We start from the raw sequence: 17,292 nt of genomic DNA on the forward strand, positions 1-17,292 counted from the left end.
CGCGATGTCTCCCGGCGGCGATCGTCCGGCGTCAGCGAGGCGGGCGGTCGGCCGCGGTGGACTCCTCCAGGCGGCGGAGATACGTCAGACCTGGCCGGCCGGAGAGCAAGGTCTCGCCGGTGACGGTGAACCCCGTACGGGCCAGCACGGCTCGGGACGCCGTGTTCTCGTGCCGGGCCGCGGCCCGCAGGGTGGTCAGTCCGTAGCGTGTGGCCGCGAGTTCGCACACCTTCCGCACGCCCGAGGTGGCCAGCCCGCGCCCCGTGGCCCGCTCCGCGATCCGGTACCCCAGATCGGCGCCCCCGTCCGCCACGTCCATCAGGTTGACCCGCCCCAGCACCTCACCCTCGGCGCCGATGAGCACATGGAAGTAGCAGATACCGGCGTCCTGTTCGGCGAGCCGTGCTCGGAGCATCTCGTCGAACCGGGCGAAGAAGTCGTCGCCGCGGTCGGGGACCGACGCCGCGAAGTAGGCGCGGTTCTCCCGCTCGAAGGCGAGGAGTGCTGCGGCGTGGTCCGGACGGAGCAACTGCGGCTCGGGCATGGGCAGGACAGTAGGCACCCGGCCTTCCGCCCGCCAGCGGATTATGGCTTGCGCAGGTCCTTGACCCGGCGGAGTTTGCCGAGTGAGCGTTCCAGCGTCCCCGGTTCTACGACGGAGACCTCCACGGTGACGCCGACGCCGTCCTTGACACCCTGGGCGATGGTCCTGGTGGCGGCCTCCCGGTCGGCGGGGGCGGCGTCGGGCCGTGCCTCGACCCGGACCGTCATGTGGTCCATCCGTCCGCGCCGGCTGAGCTCGATCTGGAAGTGCGGGGCCATCCCCGGTGTGCGCAGCACGATCTCCTCCACCTGGCTGGGGAACACATTGACCCCCCGAAGGATGATCATGTCGTCGCACCGGCCGGTGATCTTCTCGATACGGCGGAAGCCGGGCCGGGCGGTGCCGGGCAGCAGCCGGGTCAGGTCGCGGGTGCGGTAGCGGATGACCGGCAGCGCCTCCTTCGTGAGCGAGGTGAAGACCAGCTCGCCGCTCCCGCCCTCGGCCGGCACCTCGTCGGTCAGCGGATCCACCACCTCCGGGAAGAAGTGGTCCTCCCACACGTGCAGCCCGTCCTTGGTCTCCACGCACTCCTGCGCGACCCCGGGGCCGATCACCTCGGACAGCCCGTATATGTCGACCGCGTGGATGTCCAGGCGCTCCTCGATCTCGCGGCGCATCTCCTCCGTCCACGGCTCCGCACCGAAGATGCCGACCTCGAGGGAGGTGGCGCGGGGATCGACGCCCTGGCGCTCGAACTCGTCGAGCAGGGTGAGCATGTAGGACGGGGTGACCATGATGATCTCGGGCCTGAAGTCCTGGATGATCTGGACCTGGCGGGCGGTCATGCCGCCGGAGGCGGGGATCACGGTGCACCCGGCGCGTTCGGCGCCGTAGTGGGCGCCCAGACCGCCGGTGAACAGGCCGTAGCCGTAGGAGACATGGACCTTGTGGCCCGGGCGGCCGCCGGCGGCCCGGATGGAGCGGGCGACGACGTCCGCCCACATCGACAGGTCGTTCTCCGTGTAACCGACCACGGTGGGGCGGCCGGTGGTGCCGCTGGAGGCGTGCACCCGCCGCACCTCGGACATCGGCACGGCGAACATGCCGAAGGGGTAGGTGTCCCGCAGGTCCGCCTTGGTCGTGAAGGGGAAGCGGGCGAGGTCCGCGAGGGTGTGACAGTCCTCCGGGCGCACCCCGGCCGCGTCGAACTTCTCGTGGTACAGCTCCACGTTGTCGTACGCGTGCCGCAGCGTCGTGCGCAGCCTGGTGAGCTGGAGCGCCTCGACCTCCGCGCGGGACATCCGCTCGGCATCGTCCAGCAGCGCCTCGGGAAGCGGCTCTCCCCGGCGGGTGCCCCTGGGTCCGGGCGCGATCACTTCGCTGCTCATCGCGGCTCCTCGCGCTGCGTGCGGAGGGTGCGACTGCGGCCGCGGAACTCCGCGATCACCTCGTCGCCGCGCACGACACTCACGTCGTAGACCCCGCTGCGGCCGAACCGGACGCGTTCCCGCGCGGTGGCGACCAGCACGTCGCCCTCGTACGCGGGGGCGATGAAGTCGATGTCGGCGCCGGCGGCGACCGTCACCGGCCCGCGGCTGTTGCAGGCACAGGCGAACGCCGTGTCGGCGAGCAGGAAGACATGGCCGCCGTGGGCGAGCCGGTGCCCGTTGACCTGCGAGGCGGTCACGGTCATCCGCAGCACGGCCATCCCCTCGCCGTGCTCCAGCAGCTCGATACCCAGCCGCCGGGCGGCCTCGTCCGCGGCGAACATCGTCTCGACGGGGCCAGGTGTCGTCCCGGGTACCTGGAGCGTCATTTCCACCACCTTGTGAACCGACCGAACATTCGGTTAGCGTGCGGCGTGGTCCAGTAATCCAGCAACGCACCTGCATGTCAAGAGGTGGACCGCAGGCCGCGGAGGTGCCCGCGCCCCTCGATCACCCCGGAGAAGCTCGGCGCCCCGCGGACCGCCTTCCGCGCGGACGGCATCGTCACGGCGCGCTCCTCCTCGCCGCCGTCCGACGGCGCGGCCGCCCTGGTGGTCGCGAGTGCCGGGGCGGCTCAGGCGCCGGCGGTGATCGGCCGCCTCGGGCTCGACGAGGACGAGGGCGAGGTCGACGCCGACGGTGGCGCCATCGTCCTCGGTCATCCGCTGGGCTGCTCCGGCGCCCGCATCCTGCTCACCCTGCTGGGGCGCCTGGAACGGGAGAACGGCCGCCGCGGCCTGGCCACGCTCTGCGTCGGCGTGGGCCAGGGCGTCGCGCTGCTCGTGGAGCGGGTGTGAGCCTGCCGGCGGCTCGCCCCGTCGCCGATGGCCTGGCCGGGGCCGTGTTCTTCGAGGGGGAGGAGGAGCGCATCAATGAACGCGTCAAAGAACGTGCCGACGGCGAACGCGTGGACGAACGTGGAGCGGGACGCGAAGAAGGATCCGGAGAAGGATCCGGAGAAGGAGGCGAGCCTCGTGGGCCCACTGCGCGCCGCGGCCGCCGTGCCGCCCGTGGCCCTGATCGGCGTAGGCCCTTGCCAGACCGGGGAGGGCGCGCCGTATGATGAACCGAACGAATGGTCGGTTGGGAGTTGGTGGAGATGACTGAAGCGGCCGGCAGCGGCGCCGAGCAGGATCTGGAGTCCCAGTTCGAGGCCACGATCGGGCGTGACCAGCGGATCGAGCCGCGGGACTGGATGCCGGAGGGATACCGCAGGACGCTGATCCGGCAGGTGGCCCAGCACGCGCACTCCGAGATCATCGGCATGCAGCCGGAGGGTGAGTGGATCACCCGCGCGCCGTCGCTGCGCCGCAAGGCCATCCTGTTGGCGAAGGTCCAGGACGAGGCCGGTCACGGTCTGTACCTGTACTCGGCCGCCGAGACCCTGGGCGCCGACCGCGCGGATCTCACCGAACGGCTGATCGAGGGCCGCCAGAAGTACTCGTCGATCTTCAACTACCCCACCCTGAGTTTCGCGGATGTCGGAGTGATCGGCTGGTTCGTGGACGGCGCGGCGATCTGCAACCAGGTGCCGCTGTGCCGCAGCTCCTACGGTCCCTACGCCCGCGCGATGGTGCGGATCTGCAAGGAGGAGTCCTTCCACCAGCGGCAGGGCTACGAGCTGCTGATGACGATGATGCGCGGCACCGACGAGCAGCGGGAGATGGTCCAGGACGCGGTGGACCGCTGGTGGTGGCCCTCCCTGATGATGTTCGGTCCGCCCGACGGCGACTCGCCCAACTCCGCGCAGTCGATGGCCTGGAAGATCAAGCGGCACAGCAACGACGAACTCCGTCAGCGGTTCGTGGACATGACCGTCCCGCAGGCGGCCAGGCTCGGCGTGACCCTGCCCGACCCCGAACTGCGCTGGAACGAGGAGCGCGGCCACCACGACTTCGGCACCCCCGACTGGTCCGAGCTGAAGGCGGTCATCAGCGGCGACGGCCCGTGCAACACCGAACGGGTGGCGCGGCGCCGGGCCGCGCACGAGGAAGGTGCCTGGGTGCGTGCGGCCGCCAGTGCCCACGCCGCCAAGCAGGCCGCCCGAGCCCGCGAGGAGGCAGTGGCATGAGCGACTCCGAGAACTGGCCCCTGTACGAGATCTTCATCCGGGGCAAGCGCGGCCTCAACCACGTCCACGTCGGCTCGCTGCACGCCGCCGACGACCGGATGGCCCTCACCCACGCCCGTGACCTGTACACCCGGCGCAACGAGGGCGTCAGCATCTGGGCCGTGCGCTCCGAGCACATCGCGGCCTCCACCCGCGACGAGAAGGACCCCTTCTTCGCCCCCAGCGCCGACAAGGTCTACCGGCACCCGACCTTCTACGACATCCCCGACGATGTCCCGCACATCTAGGAGCCGGTGATGAGCGACGACCACGTCTACCTGTCCCTGGCCGAGGGCCATGACGACAGCGACGCCCGCTGGGCCTTCGGCACCGGCTTCGAGGACCCCCTGTACGGCGTGGACACCGCCGTGCCCGAGGGCGCCGACGCCGCCGAACTCGCCGTCCAGTGCCTGGCGCTCGGCGACGACGCCCTGGTCCTGGCCCAGCGGCTCGCCGAATGGGTCACCCGCGCCCCCGAGCTGGAGGAGGAGGTGGCGCTCGCCAACATCGGCCTCGACCTGCTCGGCCAGGCCCGCCTGCTGTACGCCCGTGCCGGCCAGACCGACGGCACCGGCCGCGGCGAGGACGCCTACGCCTACTTCCGCGACCCCGACGACTTCCGCAACGTACGCCTCGCCGAACTCCCGGGCGGCGACTTCGCCTTCTCCGTCCTGCGGCTCCTGGTGTTCGCCGGCTGGCGGCTCGCCCACTTCACCGAACTGGCCTCGGCACCCGACCCGGTGCTCGCGGCGATCGCCGCCAAGGGAGTGAAGGAGCTCGCCTACCACCGGCAGTACGCCGCCGAGTGGGTGGTACGCCTCGGCGACGGCACGGACGAGTCCCGTGCGCGGATGCTCGCGGCCCTGGAAGCACAGGCCCCCTACTGGGAGGACCTGTTCGCCGCCCACGACGTGCGCGACGCGGTGCTGGCCGACCTCCAGCTGGTCCTCGACGCGGCCGGACTCCCCATGCCGAGTGCTCCTTTCGAGCCCGGTCAGGGTCGCGACGGCGAGCACACCGGTCATCTCGCCCCGCTGCTGGCCGAGTTGCAGAGTGTGGCCCGCGCCCACCCGGAGGCGACATGGTGACCGTCCTGGCCGATGCCCGGCGGGCCCGGCACATCGCCGAACAGGTGCCCGACCCGGAGCTCCCCATGCTCACCCTCGCCGACCTCGGTGTGCTGCGGGACGTCACCGTCGAACCGGACGGCACGGTGGTCGCCGGCCTCACCCCCACGTACTCGGGCTGCCCCGCCATGGCCGAGATGCGGGCCGGGGTCGCCGCCCGGCTGCGGGACGCCGGCTTCGGCCGCGTGGAGATCCGCACGGTCCTCGACCCGCCGTGGACCAGTGACTGGATCACCCCCGAAGGGCGCCGCAAACTCGCCGAACACGGCATCGCACCGCCCCACCGGGCACCGCGGCGCCCCGCGGGCCCCGTCCCGCTGGATCTGTCGTCGACCCGGCGCACGGTCCCGTGTCCCCGCTGCGGATCGGCCGCCACCGAGGAGACCTCCCGGTTCTCGGCCACCTCCTGCAAGGCGCTGTGGCGCTGCCTCAGCTGCCGGGAGCCGTTCGAGTACGTCAAGGAGATCTGATGGCAGAGCTGACGGCACCGACCGCCGGTGCTCCCGCGACGACAGCACGCCGGCGCCGCCCAGCCTTCCATCCCCTGCGGGTCGCCGCGGTCCGGCCCCTGTGCGAGGACGCCGTGGCGGTCACCTTCGACATCCCCGCGGCCCTGGCGGAGGAGTTCGCCTTCGGCCCCGGCCAGTCGCTCACCTTCCGCCGTGAGATCGACGGGCGCGACGAGCGGCGCTCCTACTCGATCTGCTCGCCGGCCGGCGCCCCGCCCCGCGTCGGCGTCCGCGAGGTGCCCGGCGGGCTCTTCTCCTCCTGGCTGGTCCACGAGGTGCGGGCGGGCGACACCGTCGAGGTCATGGCCCCGACCGGAGCCTTCACCCCCGACCTCACGGTGCCCGGCCACCATGTGCTCGTCGCGGCCGGCTCGGGCATCACCCCCATGATGTCCATCGCCGAGTCGGTCCTGGCGGCCGACGACCGCTCGCAGGTGACGCTGTTCTACGGCAACCGGCGCACCGACACCGTGATGTTCGCCGACGAACTGGCCGACCTCAAGGACGAGTACCCCACCCGCTTCCAGCTCGTCCATGTCCTCTCCCGCGAACCCCGCGAGGCCGAACTCCTCTCCGGCCGCCTGGACGCCGACCGGCTCGGCGCGCTCGTCGCGGGCCTGGTCGACATCGCGGGCGCCGACCACTGGTGGCTGTGCGGCCCGCACGGCATGGTCCTCGACGCACAGCAGGTGCTCGCCGAACTGGGCGTCCCCGACGGGCGGGTCCACCGGGAGCTCTTCTTCGCCGACGAGCCGATCGAACCCCTCCGGCACGAGGAGGCGGTGGCGACCGGCCCGGCCAGCGAGGTCACCGTCACCCTGGACGGCCGCTCCACCACCGCCCGCCTTCCCCGCGGGAGCAGCATCCTCGACTCCGCCGCGCGCGTCCGCCCCGACCTGCCCTTCGCCTGCAAGGGAGGCGTCTGCGGGACCTGCCGGGCGCGCATCACGCACGGCGAGGCCGACATGCGCCGCAACTACGCCCTCGAACCCGCAGAGGTCGACGCCGGCTACGTCCTGACCTGTCAGTCGTACCCGGTCTCCGAGTCGTTGACGGTCGACTACGACAGCTGACCGGCCACCGCGGGGCGCACCCCCGGACGGCTGACCGCGAAGGAAGCCGCCCGAGGAGCTGCAGGCCTCGCCACCGGCGGCCCGCTGTTCCGACCGGGACGGCCTGGTCCCGCGCCGGTGCCGGGGATATCGTGCGTGCCGCGCGGCGGGACGCGGGGCCCGCCGCCCCTCGGCACGGCCGCCCGGTCAGGATCCGCCGCGCTCGCGCGGGATCCTCTGACCGGCCTCGACCGCCACCGGCAGCCGGTTCCCGGCCGGCGGCAGCGGGCAGGTGGCCAGGTCCGTGTACGCGCACGGCAGGTTCGCGGCGCGGTTGAAGTCCACGACCACCGTGCCGTCCGCGGCGGGCGGCCCGACGGACAGCACCCGGTTGGCCGCGTACGTGGTGACCCCGGAGGTCGCGTCGGTGAACAGCACCGTCAGCCCGCCGGGACCGCGTCCCGGGAACGCGGTCAGGGACAGCTGCCGTCCCTCCAGCTCGAACTCGATCCGGCCCGGGGCGTCGTACACGTGCTCAAGGCCCTCCACCGCGGCGCCCACGGTGGTCGGCCGGGGCTCGGCGAAGGGGACGTAGCGGCCGGTCACGGCCCAGCGCGGGTCGGGGGCGTAGGCGGGTGTTCCGGTGAAGGCGGTGCGCAGCGGGGCGTCCGGGTGCCGGGGGCGCACGATGTCGTTGCCGCCGCGCTTGGCGACCTCGACGACGGCGTCGCCCCAGACCGCGTCGACGCCGCCGCGCTCGGGAAGCACACCGAAGCGGTGTTCACCCCGTACCGGGGTGCCGTCGACGACCAGCTCCTCCCCGTCGTCCAGGGTGACGACGACCCCGTCGGGGCCCGTGTGCCAGGCGCCGGGGGCGTCGGGGAAGCGCTGCGGCCGGTCGTCGAGCCAGTGCAGACCGGTGATGGCCAGGAACCCGTGCGGGGCGGAGATCCGGGCCTCCTGGGCGCGGTGCCAGTCCTGCCAGCTCTCGGTGAAGGCGCGGGTATCCGTCGTGATGGCCTCGGTCGTCATGCGTCCTCTTTCCGTCGGGCGGGACTCGGCAACAGCCGTGCCAGTCAGAACGGGGACGCGTGAACCCGCATTCCGGTCCAGGTGTGACAGCTTCCTGTCAGTCGTGTGTCGCGTGAGCCGGGCGGCGGCAGGGTGCGGGATCCGACGTGGTCCGACACCCTTGCGGCTGGGTGCGGAACTTGTCACGCTGGTCCTTCACACCGTTTGCGCCAGCTCCCACCACGGCGTTCGCGAGACCGCCGGCCCCGACCAGTCCCGGCTCGATACGTTCGTGCGCGCTGCTCTCCCTCCCGGCGCTGCTGCGCGTACACCGCGCCCGAGCACCACAGCGACTGGCCGGACAGCCGCCGCCTCACCTGTGGAGCACACCATGGACACGAGCGAGGAGGCCGCCCGCGGCCTGACCGACATCCAGGAGTTCCTGTACCAGCAGGCCCATCTACGAGCGGCACGACGGCGCGTCTCGGACTTCGTCGCCCGCGAACCGGGGCTGACGCGGGAGCAGAAGTCGGACATCGAGCGCTGGTACCTCCAGGAACAGACCTATGTGGCCCACATGGTGACCGAGCACATCGCCGCCAGCGTCAGCGCGGTGGAGCGCCGGCACCAGGCCCGCTTCGGACACTGGCTGCGCGGAACGCTGACCGCGATGCTCCTGATCACCGCGGCGATGGCGATCTGCGTCACCGTGGTGCTGGTCGGCGCTTCGTAGGCCGGGGAGCCGGAGCGAGGAGAGGGGGTCCGGCGCGCGCCGGACCCCGCACTCCCTACTGCTGCCGGGCCAGCCAGTCGGCGAACCGGACCTCGCCGAGGCGCGCGTCCGAGCCGGGCAGGAGCGTGTCCTCCTGGAGCTCGGCACCCCAGTACGTCGCCTCCGGGTCCGTGACGATCTTGCGGGGGTCGCCCAGCGCGGCGAGTCCCATCCGGATGAACTCCTCCAGCTCGAACGCCTCCGGGCCAGCCGCCTCCGCGACACCGTTCACCGGGGCGCCGACCGCGACGCGGCCCACGGCCGCGGCCACGTCGTCGGAGACCATGGGCTGGATCCGGCCGGCGGGCAGGCGCACGGTGTCACCCTCGGTGACCCCGTCGGCGAGCCCCTTCGCGAACTCGAAGAACTGCGTCGCGTGGACGATGGAATAGGGGATGCCGGACGCCTTGATCAGCTCCTCCTGGGCCTGCTTGGCCCGGAAGTACCCGCTCCCCTGGAGCCGGTCGGTGCCCACCACGGACAGCGCCACATGGTGCCCCACACCGGCCTCGGCCTCCGCCTTCAGGACGTTGGCCGTGGAGGTGCGGAAGAAGTCCATGACGGCCTGGTCGTCGAAGGACGGGGAGTTGGACACGTCGACCACGACCGGGGCGCCCGCCAGGACCTCGGCCAGACCCTCGCCGGTGAGGGTGTCGACACCGGTGCTCGGCGAGGCGACGACCGCCTCGTGACCGTGTTCGCCGAGCCGGCGGACCAGCTTCGAGCCGATGAGCCCGGTGCCACCGATCACTACCACCTTCATGACGGAATTCCTCTCGGGTTCTCTCTGGTGCTTTCACCAGAAGTGACCGCGCAGCCTCCGCAGGTGTGACACGCGGTCCGAGAAGCGGTGGGAAACGGGAGCCTCACCCGTCCAGCGAGGCCACGTACGGAGCCAGCTTGGCGGGGTTCATCACCCACATGAGGCGCTCGATGCCGCGCGCCGACACGTCGGCGGTCAGCAGGGCCACCGGGGTGCCCGAGGCCGAGACCAGGACGGCCGGCCTGCCGTTGGCCTCGACCCAGCGCACCTGGGCCTGCGGCCAGAAGCGCGGGGCGAAGGCGACGAGGTACCGGGAGACGTGCGGCCGCCCGGACACCGGGATCTTCGACGCCCCGCGCAGTCCGCCACCGTCGGCGTAGCTGACCACGTCCTCGGTGAGGATCTCCTCCAGCACCGGCAGATCGCCGTTCTGCGCCGCGGCCAGGAACACCTCCAGGAAACGCCGGTGCTCGGCGGAGTCGACCGGCTCCCTGCGCTCCGCCGTCAGCCGCTTGCGGGCCCGGCTCACCAGCTGGCGGGCGTTGGCCTCGCTGGTCTCCACGATGTCCGCGATCCGCCGGTACGTGTAGTCGAACGCCTCCCGCAGCACGTACGCGGCCCGCTCCACCGGGTTCAGCTTCTCCAGCAGGAAGAGAACCGCCATGTCGAGCGCCTCCGCGCGCTCCGCGCCCAGCTGCGGATCCGTGCTCGTGTCGACGGGCTCGGGCAGCCAGGGGCCGACGTAGGACTCCCGGCGCATCCGGGCCGACTGGGTGAAGTTGATCGCCAGCCGGGCGGTCACCGTGGCCAGGAAGGCGGCGGGCTCACGGATGTCGGCCCGGTCGGTGCTCTGCCACCGCAGCCACGCCTCCTGGACGATGTCCTCGGCCTCCGCGGCGCTGCCGATCACCCGGTAGGCGATGCCGAAGAGCTGCGGCCGCGCCGCGATGAACTCCTTTGTCGCCCGGTCAAGGGAGTCGGCATGGTCACCGGCGTGCATCGATGTCCTCCAGGGTCGGACCAGCATGCTACAAGCCGGCCCGGCGCCGACCGGCGCACGGCCGCCGGGGTGTCGCCGCCCCCCCCCGAGGTCAAGGGCGGGGCGGCGTCCGGTAAAGACACGGGCAGGTGTCGGTCTGGTCGGGCTGATGCCCGGCGGGTGATGACCATGTGGCCATGTGGCGTTCACGTGGCAGCAGTTGGGCTGGGCCAGGGTGCGGTCGTTGTCTGCTCAGCTGCTCGTCGGGAGGGCGTCATGACCACACACACAGAGTCCGCAGAGGACAGACCGGCGGAGGGTCCGGAGGGACTCAGCCGTCGTCACGCGCTGGGCCTGCTGGGGACCGCGGGGGCAGGGGCCGCCGCCACCGGGCTGCTGGGAGCGGGTACGGCACAGGCCGCGCCGCTCGCCGCTCCGGCCTTCCACCTCACCGCCGACTCCTCCGGCGCACCCCCCGTCCAGGGCCTGCACCTGACCTTCGGGGCGGACCCGCGGACCCAGATGACGGTGTCCTGGATCACGGACCGCCCGGTGACCAGGCCCGTCGTGCGCTACGGCACCCTGGAGCACGGCTTCGGCTCCAGCAAGAAGGCCCAGACGGTCACCTACGTAGACGGCACCTCCAACCGCACCGTCTACGTCCACCACGCCCCGCTGAAGGGGCTCACCCCGGACACGGACTACCTCTACCTCGCCACGCACGAGGGGGCGACCCCCGACAGCGGTACGTTCCGCACGGCACCGCAGGGACGCCGGCCGGTCACCTTCACCAGCTTCGGCGACCAGTCCGCCCCGCAGGTCACCTGGGCGGCCGACGGCACCGTCGGCCTGGACGCCAACTCCACGCCCGCGACGAAGGACATCGTCACCGGCATCGAGCAGGTCGCCCCGCTGTTCCACCTGCTCAACGGCGACCTCTGCTACGCCAACCTGGACGTCGACCGGGTGCGCACCTGGAACAACTTCTTCACCAACAACACCCGTTCGGCACGCTTCCGGCCCTGGATGCCGGCGGCCGGCAACCACGAGATCGAGAAGGCCAACGGACCGCTCGGCCTCGGCGCCTACCAGACGTACTTCTCGCTGCCCTCCACCGAGACCGACGCCGAACTCGCCGGCCTGTGGTACGCGTTCACGGCCGGTTCGGTGCGGGTCATCGTGCTGCAGAACGACGACAACTGCCTCCAGGACGGCGGCGACGTCTACATCAGCGGCTACTCGGGCGGCCGCCAGCTCGCCTTCCTGGAGAAGGAACTGAAGGCGGCCCGCGCCTCGAAGGACGTCGACTGGGTGGTCGTGGCCATGCACCAGGTCATGGTCAGCTCCTCGGACGCCAACGGCGCGGACCTGGGCCTGCGCGAGAAGTACGGCCCGCTGTTCGACCGGTACGGCGTCGACCTGGTGCTCTGCGGTCACGAGCACAACTACGAGCGCTCGCTGGCCGTGCGCGGCGTGGTGAACGGCAGCGAGACGCTGACGCCCAACCCGGTCTCCCAGGCCACCGACGACATCGACGCCGACCTGGGCACCGTGCACATGATCCTCGGCGGCGGCGGTGTCTCGGGCACCACCAACCAGAAGTTCTTCAACGACGGCACGGGCAAGGTGATCACCGCCGTCTCGTCCACCGCCGGCCCCAACGGCAAGCGCACCTCCACCTACGTCCAGGAGAAGGCGGTGTGGGTGGGCGTCCGGGACGTCGAACACCCCTACGGCTTCGCCGCCTTCACCGTCGACCCGGGCCGGCACGCCGGTGACACCACCCGGATGCACGTCACGTACTACAACGTGAACAAGCCGAACGGTGAACTGTCGGTCTTCGAGACCTTCAGCCTGCACCGCAAGCGCTCCGACGGCCACGCCCGCTGATCGGACGACGCGGACGACGCGGACGACGCGGACGACGCGGGCCGGGCGGCTGCCGCCCGGCCCGCGCGCCGTGCCGGTCACGGTGTGGATCCCTGGCCGAAAGCGGCGAACTCCCGCCACGCCGGGTCGGGATCACCGCGTGGCGCCCACTGGAAAGGCCTGGCTGAGCAGGTATAAGCTCCCGGATGGGGGCGATTGGTGAGGAAAGCCGGACGCCGTCAGGAGAGCCGTGGCGCCGTCGCACCTGATCGATTTCACGGTTCGGTCATATGTCAAGCGTGTCGCTGTTCCGCCGGTTGACTGCCGCCCGGCGTGGACGTGCGTGGCAGTGTCCGGTGGTGCCGCAGTGATGTCGAGATCATCCACTCCTGGAAGGAAGTGCCGTGGCACCGGTGCTCGTCGGGCTCGAAGGTCTGTTGGCGGGAGAGCGCATCCCGATCCTGGACACCCGCGTCACCTTCGGACGTAACTCGGAGAACTCGGTCGTCATCTCCAGCCTCAGTGTCTCCCGCTTCCATGCGGAGATCGTCTTCGACCAGGACGAGGGCTACGTACTGCACGACCTGGCCAGCAGCAACGGCACCCTGGTCAACGGGGACGAGGTGGAGAACCGGCTGCTCCAGCCGGGCGACGAAATCACCCTGGGCGACCAGGAGTTCCGCTTCGAGGTCGCGGACGCGATGGAGACGCTGATGGCGCTCTCCCTGCCCCGCTCGGTCACGCACGGTCCGCAGGAGGGCGAGAAGGGGCCCGTGCTCCAGGTCACCGTGGCCGGCGGCGGCCCCGTCGGCCTGTCCCTGGCCCTGCTCCTGGAGCACTTCCTCGGACCCCAGGTGAAGATCACCGTCTACGACGGCAGGTGGCGCAAGCAGGGCCGTACCGTCGTCTGGAAGAGCCAGGACGAGGGCAACGTACGGCGCCAGCAGGTGGTGACCGTGCAGAGCCGCCAGTACCTCGCATGGCCCGAGGAGGTACAGGCGCGCCTCTTCGACCCGGAGCACTACACGGAGATGTGGCCCTCCGGCCCGGACTCGGTCGGCGACCACAGCCCGCGCAACATGCGCATCGCCTACATCGAGGACCGGCTGCTGGAGCTGGCGAACGAGAAGCGGGACCGGATACGCCTCATACCCGCGCGGTTCGACGCGGCGAAGGAGCAGGAGGCGCTCGCCGGTCAGCAGGTCCTCGCGATCTGCGACGGCGGCCGGTCGCGCACCCGGGAGCACTTCGCCGCCCGGTTCGGCAAGGCCGACGAGTCGATCTACTCCCTGGAAGGCCGCCACCTCCAGGACGTCGTCCTCGGACTGCGCGTGAAGTCCGGTCTGACCGACCCCATGGCCGTCCTGATGACGGTCGCCCAGAACCGCTTCCTGCTCAACTCGCTGCGCGGTGAGGGCTTCCTCAACATGCGGCTGACCGACGCCGAGGCGGCCGAGGTGATCGGCCTGGACCCGGTCCGCCGGGTCTTCGAGGAGTGCATCGCCTCCCGGCCGTGTCTGATGGACCGCGACGAGTACGGCGACTTCCAGTGCTCGACGCACGGCACGCTGTTCCTGCCCGCGCTGGTCAAGGGCTCGGCCCTGTGGCGGCGGGTGCAGGAGGGCCTGCTGCTGTTCGGCGTCGAGGCCGACGACCTGTCGGCGGTCACCAGCTTCCGCTTGGACATGGTGCAACGCCCCCGGTTCTCCGCCGAGTTGCTGCCTCCCACGACCACCTCGCCGGGCACCTACGGCTTCCTGCTCGGCGACGCCGCGAACGCGATCCACTTCTGGCCGGGCCGTGGCCTCAACAGCGGCCTCGCCTCCGCCATCTCGCTGGCCCGCTCCCTCAACGGGGCCTGGAACGGCAGGTCGTTCCGGGACGCGGACTTCCTGCGGCACGAGGCGGCGATGTCGATGCTGCAGTACCGGCACAAGAGCCGGGCCTGGAAGGCGATGGTCACCACCGACGACCGGGGCGTCACCTGGGCGATCAAGGACATCATCGGCCACGGCATCGACGGGATCCCCGAAGAGCCCGACCGTGAGGCGGACACCAAGACGCTGCTGGAGCGCATGCAGGCCATCCGCGCCCGCCTGGCGCTCCGTCTGCCCGGCATGCCGGACGACGAGGCGATCCTGGAACGCCTCCGCACCCTCCAGCCGGCCACCCTGCGGATGCTCGTCCTCAGCGGCGCCTGGGACACGCTGACGATGGGCGGCGAGGAGGTCGACATCGACATCTTCTACGGCCAGGACTCGTCCGCGGCGGCCGCGGCCGTGGAGGCACTGGAACCGGCCGCCCAGGCCTAGTCACCCCGAGCACCCCCAGCGCTTCGGGCACCCCGCCCGCCGGACCACGTGCACCGGCGGGCGGGGCCGTCCTCCGGTCCCTCTCGTGCCGCACCGGCAGCGCGCAGAGCTGCGGACCGCCGAGGGCCTCGCTCCACCCCCTTCGGGCGGGCCGGGGGCCTGGTCGGTTCCCGTCCGGCGCCGCGCAGCGCGCCTTGATCCAAGTTTTACTTGCCGCGCGGAACTACATCGCCTGCTTCGGGTGTCTGACGGACAGTGGGGCCTGTCGAGGCCGCGGAGCGAGATGAGTGGGGCAGGCGTGGGACGGCGCAAGGGCGGCATAGGCATCGCAGTCGGTACGGTCGCAATGCTGGTGGGGGTGACCGCCTGCGGCGGAGGCAGCAGCAGCGACAAGGCGAGCGGGGACGACGCGAAGGCCTCGGGGAAGCAGAGCGCCAGTGCCTCGCCCAGTCCCACGAAGCCCGCGGGCCCGCCGATGCTGCTGGACACCATCACCCCGCAGACCGGCACCACGGTCGGCGTGGCCATGCCGATCTCGGTCATCTTCACGAACCCGGTGGCGGCGAAGGCGCGGTCCACGGTCGAGAAGCACATGAAGGTCAGCACCTCGCAGCCGGTGGTCGGCGCCTGGCACTGGATGGGCGACCGGCGCGCCGACTGGCGGCCGAAGACGTACTGGCCCTCCGGCACCAAGGTGAAGATCGACGCCGACATGACGGGCGTCAGCAACGGCAACGGGCGTTACGGCGTGCACGGCTACACGCACACCTTCACGATCGGCGACGACGTGCGCGCGGACGTCTCGGTGACCGGCCACACCATGAAGGTGACCCGCGACGGCAAGGCGGTGCGCACCCTGTCGATCAACGCGGGCAGCGCCCAGTACCCGACGTGGGACGGCACGATGGCCGTCATCGACAAGCAGGAGAAGGTCCACATGACCTCCTGCAGTGTCGGCATCAGCTGCGACAAGGGCAGCCCCAACTTCTACGACCTGACGCTGCCCTGGGACGTCCACCTGACCCAGTCCGGTACGTACGTGCACTACTCGACCGGCGACCCGTACCCGGGCAGCGGCAGCGCCCGCGGTTCGCACGGCTGCGTCCACCTGTCGCTGTCCGACGCCAAGTGGTTCTACGGCCAGGTCAAGCAGGGCGACCCCATCACCATCACCGGCTCGCCCCGGGGCAAGGCCCCGGCCGACAACGGCTACGCCGACTTCAACCTGGGCTGGGACCAGTGGCTCACGGGCAGCGCGTCAGGACAGCAGACGACCGCGACGCTGTGACCCGCGGCGGGACGGGCGCCGCTGCTCCGCCACGGAGGAGGCGCCCGCCCGCCTGGGCCGGCCCAGGACGACGCCGGCCAGGACCAGGACCAGCCCGCACAGTTGCTGGACGGTCAGCACCTCTCCGGCCACCGCCGTGCCGAGCAGGACGCCCGTGACGGGGTTGAGCAGGCCTATCAGCCCGACCGTTCCCGCGGACAGGTGCCGCAGACCGGTGAACCAGGCGACGAAGGCCAGCGCGGTGGCGACCAGGGAGACGTAGCCGAACGCGAGGAGCGCCGGGACGGAGAGGGCGGGCGGAGCGCCCTCGACCACCGCGGCGACCGGGAGCAGGACGAGACCTCCGGCCGTGAGCTGCCAGGCCGTCGAGGCGAGCACGTCGGCACCGTCGCTCCACCGCTTCGTCAGGACGTGCCCGAACGCCGACACCAGCATGGCGGCGGCGGACGCGAGGACTCCTGCCACGCTCGTCCCCCGCACCCCCGTGAGCAGCATGAGGCAGACCCCGCCGAGTCCGATCAGGGCGCAGGCCAGCTGGGCGGCCCGGGGCCGCTCGGCGACCAGGGGCCAGGCCATGAGCATCATCGTCAGCGGGGACACGGCCATGACGGTCGAGGCGACGCTCGTCGGAAGCAGCTGGGAGGCCGCGTAGACGAGGACGAAGAACCCGCTCATGTTGACGAGTCCGAGCACCGCCGACCGCCACCACCACACGCCGCGCGGCCGCTGCCTGCGCAGGGCCAGCAGGACGAGGCCGGCGGGCAGCGCCCGCAGGGCGGCCCCGTAGAGCGGGTGGTCGGCCGGCAGGAACTCGTGTGTCACGTAGTAGTTGGCACCCCAGGCCACCGGTGCCACCGCGGTCACCGCCACCCAACGCGAATTGGCTTCCATGGAAGCCAATATAGCTTCCCGGGAAGCTATCATGGGCGCATGAAGCACGGTGAACCGATCGACCGCGTGACCCGCATCCAGGCCGACTGGCGCCGCGAGCGGCCCGACCTGGACACCGCGCCGCTGGGGGTGATCGGCAGACTGCACCGCCTGGCCGGCCGGCTCACCGACGAGCTCTGCCTCGTCTACGGCCGCTACGGCCTGAGCGAGGGGGAGTTCGACGTCCTGTGCGCCCTGCGCCGTGCCGGGGAGCCGTACGAGCGGGCACCCGGCGAGCTCGCCGCGCACACCATGGTCACCACCGGCGCGATGACGAAGCGGATCGACCGCCTGGAACGGGCCGGACTCGTCACCCGCCGCCGCTCCGACGACGACCAGCGCGGCCGTATCGTCGCTCTCACCGCACCGGGGCGCGACCTCATCGACCGCGCCTTCACGGATCACCTGCGCAACGAGCACAACCTGGTGGACCTGTTGACGCCCGCCGAGGCCCAGCAGCTCGAAACGCTTCTCACCGGCTGGCTCTCGCGCCTGGAGGAGGCCCGCACCCCCGGTGGCGAGTGACCGGCTCCCGACGA

At 71.5% G+C, this 17,292-nt stretch carries 18 protein-coding genes and 1 pseudogene; 12 read left to right on the forward strand and 7 right to left on the reverse strand.

Features of this window, described 5'->3' with window-relative positions; translation table 11 throughout:
* Window positions 1–31: 31 nt before the first annotated feature.
* Genes IEZ11_RS07765 through paaI form a run of 3 tightly spaced genes read right to left on the reverse strand, consistent with a single transcriptional unit; the run spans window position 32 to window position 2,360 of the window.
* Window positions 32–544 carry a GNAT family N-acetyltransferase gene (locus IEZ11_RS07765; RefSeq protein WP_189261870.1) on the reverse strand — a complete coding sequence of 171 codons (513 nt, stop codon included), beginning with the start codon at window positions 542–544 and terminating at the stop codon, window positions 32–34.
* 41 nt (window positions 545–585) lie between these two features.
* Window positions 586–1,932, reverse strand: a complete 1,347-nt coding sequence (gene paaK / locus IEZ11_RS07770) for a phenylacetate--CoA ligase PaaK (protein ID WP_189261871.1) — start codon at window positions 1,930–1,932, stop codon at window positions 586–588.
* A complete protein-coding gene (gene paaI, locus IEZ11_RS07775; RefSeq protein ID WP_189261872.1) occupies window positions 1,929–2,360 on the reverse strand; it encodes a hydroxyphenylacetyl-CoA thioesterase PaaI in 432 nt (143 codons plus the stop codon). The genes paaK and paaI overlap by 4 nt, the downstream gene beginning before the upstream one ends.
* Before the next feature lie 108 nt (window positions 2,361–2,468).
* On the opposite strand from paaI, the pseudogene IEZ11_RS07780 reads away from it, so the two are divergent.
* The 7 genes and pseudogenes from IEZ11_RS07780 to paaE all read left to right on the forward strand — a co-directional run.
* Window positions 2,469–2,828: pseudogene (locus IEZ11_RS07780) on the forward strand (thiolase family protein); the annotation flags it as partial.
* A gap of 75 nt (window positions 2,829–2,903) precedes the next feature.
* Window positions 2,904–3,134 carry a hypothetical protein gene (locus tag IEZ11_RS07785; RefSeq protein WP_189261873.1) on the forward strand — a complete coding sequence of 77 codons (231 nt, stop codon included), beginning with the start codon at window positions 2,904–2,906 and terminating at the stop codon, window positions 3,132–3,134.
* Window positions 3,131–4,102 carry a 1,2-phenylacetyl-CoA epoxidase subunit PaaA gene (paaA, locus tag IEZ11_RS07790; RefSeq protein WP_189261874.1) on the forward strand — a complete coding sequence of 324 codons (972 nt, stop codon included), beginning with the start codon at window positions 3,131–3,133 and terminating at the stop codon, window positions 4,100–4,102. The genes IEZ11_RS07785 and paaA overlap by 4 nt, the downstream gene beginning before the upstream one ends.
* A complete protein-coding gene (gene paaB / locus IEZ11_RS07795; protein WP_189261875.1) occupies window positions 4,099–4,389 on the forward strand; it encodes a 1,2-phenylacetyl-CoA epoxidase subunit PaaB in 291 nt (96 codons plus the stop codon). The genes paaA and paaB overlap by 4 nt, the downstream gene beginning before the upstream one ends.
* A 9-nt stretch (window positions 4,390–4,398) precedes the next feature.
* The gene (gene paaC, locus IEZ11_RS07800) at window positions 4,399–5,229 is read left to right on the forward strand and encodes a 1,2-phenylacetyl-CoA epoxidase subunit PaaC (protein ID WP_189261876.1); all 831 of its coding nucleotides are present in this window, start codon (window positions 4,399–4,401) and stop codon (window positions 5,227–5,229) included.
* Complete coding sequence (gene paaD / locus IEZ11_RS07805; protein ID WP_189261877.1) at window positions 5,223–5,738, forward strand: 1,2-phenylacetyl-CoA epoxidase subunit PaaD; 516 nt, start codon at window positions 5,223–5,225, stop codon at window positions 5,736–5,738. Before paaC ends, paaD begins: the two co-directional genes overlap by 7 nt.
* On the forward strand, window positions 5,738–6,850 hold the full coding sequence (gene paaE, locus IEZ11_RS07810; RefSeq protein WP_189261878.1) for a 1,2-phenylacetyl-CoA epoxidase subunit PaaE: 1,113 nt from the start codon (window positions 5,738–5,740) through the stop codon (window positions 6,848–6,850). The genes paaD and paaE overlap by 1 nt, the downstream gene beginning before the upstream one ends.
* 186 nt (window positions 6,851–7,036) lie before the next feature.
* Here the strand turns inward: paaE and IEZ11_RS07815 are convergent, their stop codons facing one another.
* Window positions 7,037–7,861 (reverse strand): DUF1684 domain-containing protein, encoded by an 825-nt coding sequence (locus IEZ11_RS07815; RefSeq protein WP_189261879.1) that lies wholly within the window; start codon window positions 7,859–7,861, stop codon window positions 7,037–7,039.
* Window positions 7,862–8,231: 370 nt separating this feature from the next.
* On the opposite strand from IEZ11_RS07815, the gene IEZ11_RS07820 reads away from it, so the two are divergent.
* On the forward strand, window positions 8,232–8,573 hold the full coding sequence (locus tag IEZ11_RS07820) for a hypothetical protein (RefSeq protein WP_189261880.1): 342 nt from the start codon (window positions 8,232–8,234) through the stop codon (window positions 8,571–8,573).
* Between the two features lie 55 nt (window positions 8,574–8,628).
* On the opposite strand, the gene IEZ11_RS07825 is transcribed toward IEZ11_RS07820, so the two are convergent.
* Window positions 8,629–9,375 carry an SDR family oxidoreductase gene (locus IEZ11_RS07825; protein ID WP_189261881.1) on the reverse strand — a complete coding sequence of 249 codons (747 nt, stop codon included), beginning with the start codon at window positions 9,373–9,375 and terminating at the stop codon, window positions 8,629–8,631.
* A 103-nt stretch (window positions 9,376–9,478) separates the two neighbouring features.
* Complete coding sequence (locus IEZ11_RS07830) at window positions 9,479–10,375, reverse strand: RNA polymerase sigma-70 factor (protein ID WP_189261882.1); 897 nt, start codon at window positions 10,373–10,375, stop codon at window positions 9,479–9,481.
* A gap of 255 nt (window positions 10,376–10,630) precedes the next feature.
* Here IEZ11_RS07830 and IEZ11_RS07835 point away from each other — a divergent pair, with 255 nt between their 5' ends.
* The 3 genes from IEZ11_RS07835 (at window position 10,631) to IEZ11_RS07845 (ending at window position 15,823) form a co-directional block, all read left to right on the forward strand.
* The gene (locus tag IEZ11_RS07835; protein ID WP_189261883.1) at window positions 10,631–12,244 is read left to right on the forward strand and encodes a purple acid phosphatase family protein; all 1,614 of its coding nucleotides are present in this window, start codon (window positions 10,631–10,633) and stop codon (window positions 12,242–12,244) included.
* A gap of 383 nt (window positions 12,245–12,627) precedes the next feature.
* On the forward strand, window positions 12,628–14,535 hold the full coding sequence (locus IEZ11_RS07840; protein WP_229712867.1) for an FHA domain-containing protein: 1,908 nt from the start codon (window positions 12,628–12,630) through the stop codon (window positions 14,533–14,535).
* Between the two features lie 283 nt (window positions 14,536–14,818).
* Window positions 14,819–15,823 carry a L,D-transpeptidase gene (locus tag IEZ11_RS07845; protein ID WP_189261884.1) on the forward strand — a complete coding sequence of 335 codons (1,005 nt, stop codon included), beginning with the start codon at window positions 14,819–14,821 and terminating at the stop codon, window positions 15,821–15,823.
* On the opposite strand, the gene IEZ11_RS07850 is transcribed toward IEZ11_RS07845, so the two are convergent.
* Window positions 15,794–16,714: an EamA family transporter gene (locus IEZ11_RS07850; protein ID WP_189261885.1), complete on the reverse strand. Its 921-nt coding sequence runs from the start codon at window positions 16,712–16,714 to the stop codon at window positions 15,794–15,796. The two genes, IEZ11_RS07845 and IEZ11_RS07850, sit on opposite strands and share 30 nt — an antisense overlap.
* A 39-nt stretch (window positions 16,715–16,753) precedes the next feature.
* On the opposite strand from IEZ11_RS07850, the gene IEZ11_RS07855 reads away from it, so the two are divergent.
* Window positions 16,754–17,278 (forward strand): MarR family winged helix-turn-helix transcriptional regulator, encoded by a 525-nt coding sequence (locus tag IEZ11_RS07855; RefSeq protein WP_189261886.1) that lies wholly within the window; start codon window positions 16,754–16,756, stop codon window positions 17,276–17,278.
* Window positions 17,279–17,292: the final 14 nt, after the last annotated feature.

Origin of the sequence: Streptomyces fuscichromogenes (genome assembly GCF_014645815.1) — a bacterium.
Taxonomy (GTDB): domain Bacteria; phylum Actinomycetota; class Actinomycetes; order Streptomycetales; family Streptomycetaceae; genus Streptomyces; species Streptomyces fuscichromogenes.

What these genes read in the sequence shown, in the direction of transcription:
- paaI (WP_189261872.1), bottom strand. Translation starts at nt 2,360, where the DNA reads ATGACGCTCCAGGTACCCGGGACGACACCTGGCCCCGTCGAGACGATG.
- IEZ11_RS07850 (WP_189261885.1), bottom strand. Translation starts at nt 16,714, where the DNA reads ATGGAAGCCAATTCGCGTTGGGTGGCGGTGACCGCGGTGGCACCGGTG.
- IEZ11_RS07820 (WP_189261880.1), top strand. Translation starts at nt 8,232, where the DNA reads ATGGACACGAGCGAGGAGGCCGCCCGCGGCCTGACCGACATCCAGGAG.
- IEZ11_RS07835 (WP_189261883.1), top strand. Translation starts at nt 10,631, where the DNA reads ATGACCACACACACAGAGTCCGCAGAGGACAGACCGGCGGAGGGTCCG.
- IEZ11_RS07845 (WP_189261884.1), top strand. Translation starts at nt 14,819, where the DNA reads ATGAGTGGGGCAGGCGTGGGACGGCGCAAGGGCGGCATAGGCATCGCA.
- paaE (WP_189261878.1), top strand. Translation starts at nt 5,738, where the DNA reads ATGGCAGAGCTGACGGCACCGACCGCCGGTGCTCCCGCGACGACAGCA.
- paaC (WP_189261876.1), top strand. Translation starts at nt 4,399, where the DNA reads ATGAGCGACGACCACGTCTACCTGTCCCTGGCCGAGGGCCATGACGAC.
- paaB (WP_189261875.1), top strand. Translation starts at nt 4,099, where the DNA reads ATGAGCGACTCCGAGAACTGGCCCCTGTACGAGATCTTCATCCGGGGC.
- IEZ11_RS07855 (WP_189261886.1), top strand. Translation starts at nt 16,754, where the DNA reads ATGAAGCACGGTGAACCGATCGACCGCGTGACCCGCATCCAGGCCGAC.
- IEZ11_RS07815 (WP_189261879.1), bottom strand. Translation starts at nt 7,861, where the DNA reads ATGACGACCGAGGCCATCACGACGGATACCCGCGCCTTCACCGAGAGC.
- paaK (WP_189261871.1), bottom strand. Translation starts at nt 1,932, where the DNA reads ATGAGCAGCGAAGTGATCGCGCCCGGACCCAGGGGCACCCGCCGGGGA.
- paaD (WP_189261877.1), top strand. Translation starts at nt 5,223, where the DNA reads ATGGTGACCGTCCTGGCCGATGCCCGGCGGGCCCGGCACATCGCCGAA.
- IEZ11_RS07785 (WP_189261873.1), top strand. Translation starts at nt 2,904, where the DNA reads ATGAACGCGTCAAAGAACGTGCCGACGGCGAACGCGTGGACGAACGTG.
- paaA (WP_189261874.1), top strand. Translation starts at nt 3,131, where the DNA reads ATGACTGAAGCGGCCGGCAGCGGCGCCGAGCAGGATCTGGAGTCCCAG.
- IEZ11_RS07765 (WP_189261870.1), bottom strand. Translation starts at nt 544, where the DNA reads ATGCCCGAGCCGCAGTTGCTCCGTCCGGACCACGCCGCAGCACTCCTC.
- IEZ11_RS07825 (WP_189261881.1), bottom strand. Translation starts at nt 9,375, where the DNA reads ATGAAGGTGGTAGTGATCGGTGGCACCGGGCTCATCGGCTCGAAGCTG.
- IEZ11_RS07830 (WP_189261882.1), bottom strand. Translation starts at nt 10,375, where the DNA reads ATGCACGCCGGTGACCATGCCGACTCCCTTGACCGGGCGACAAAGGAG.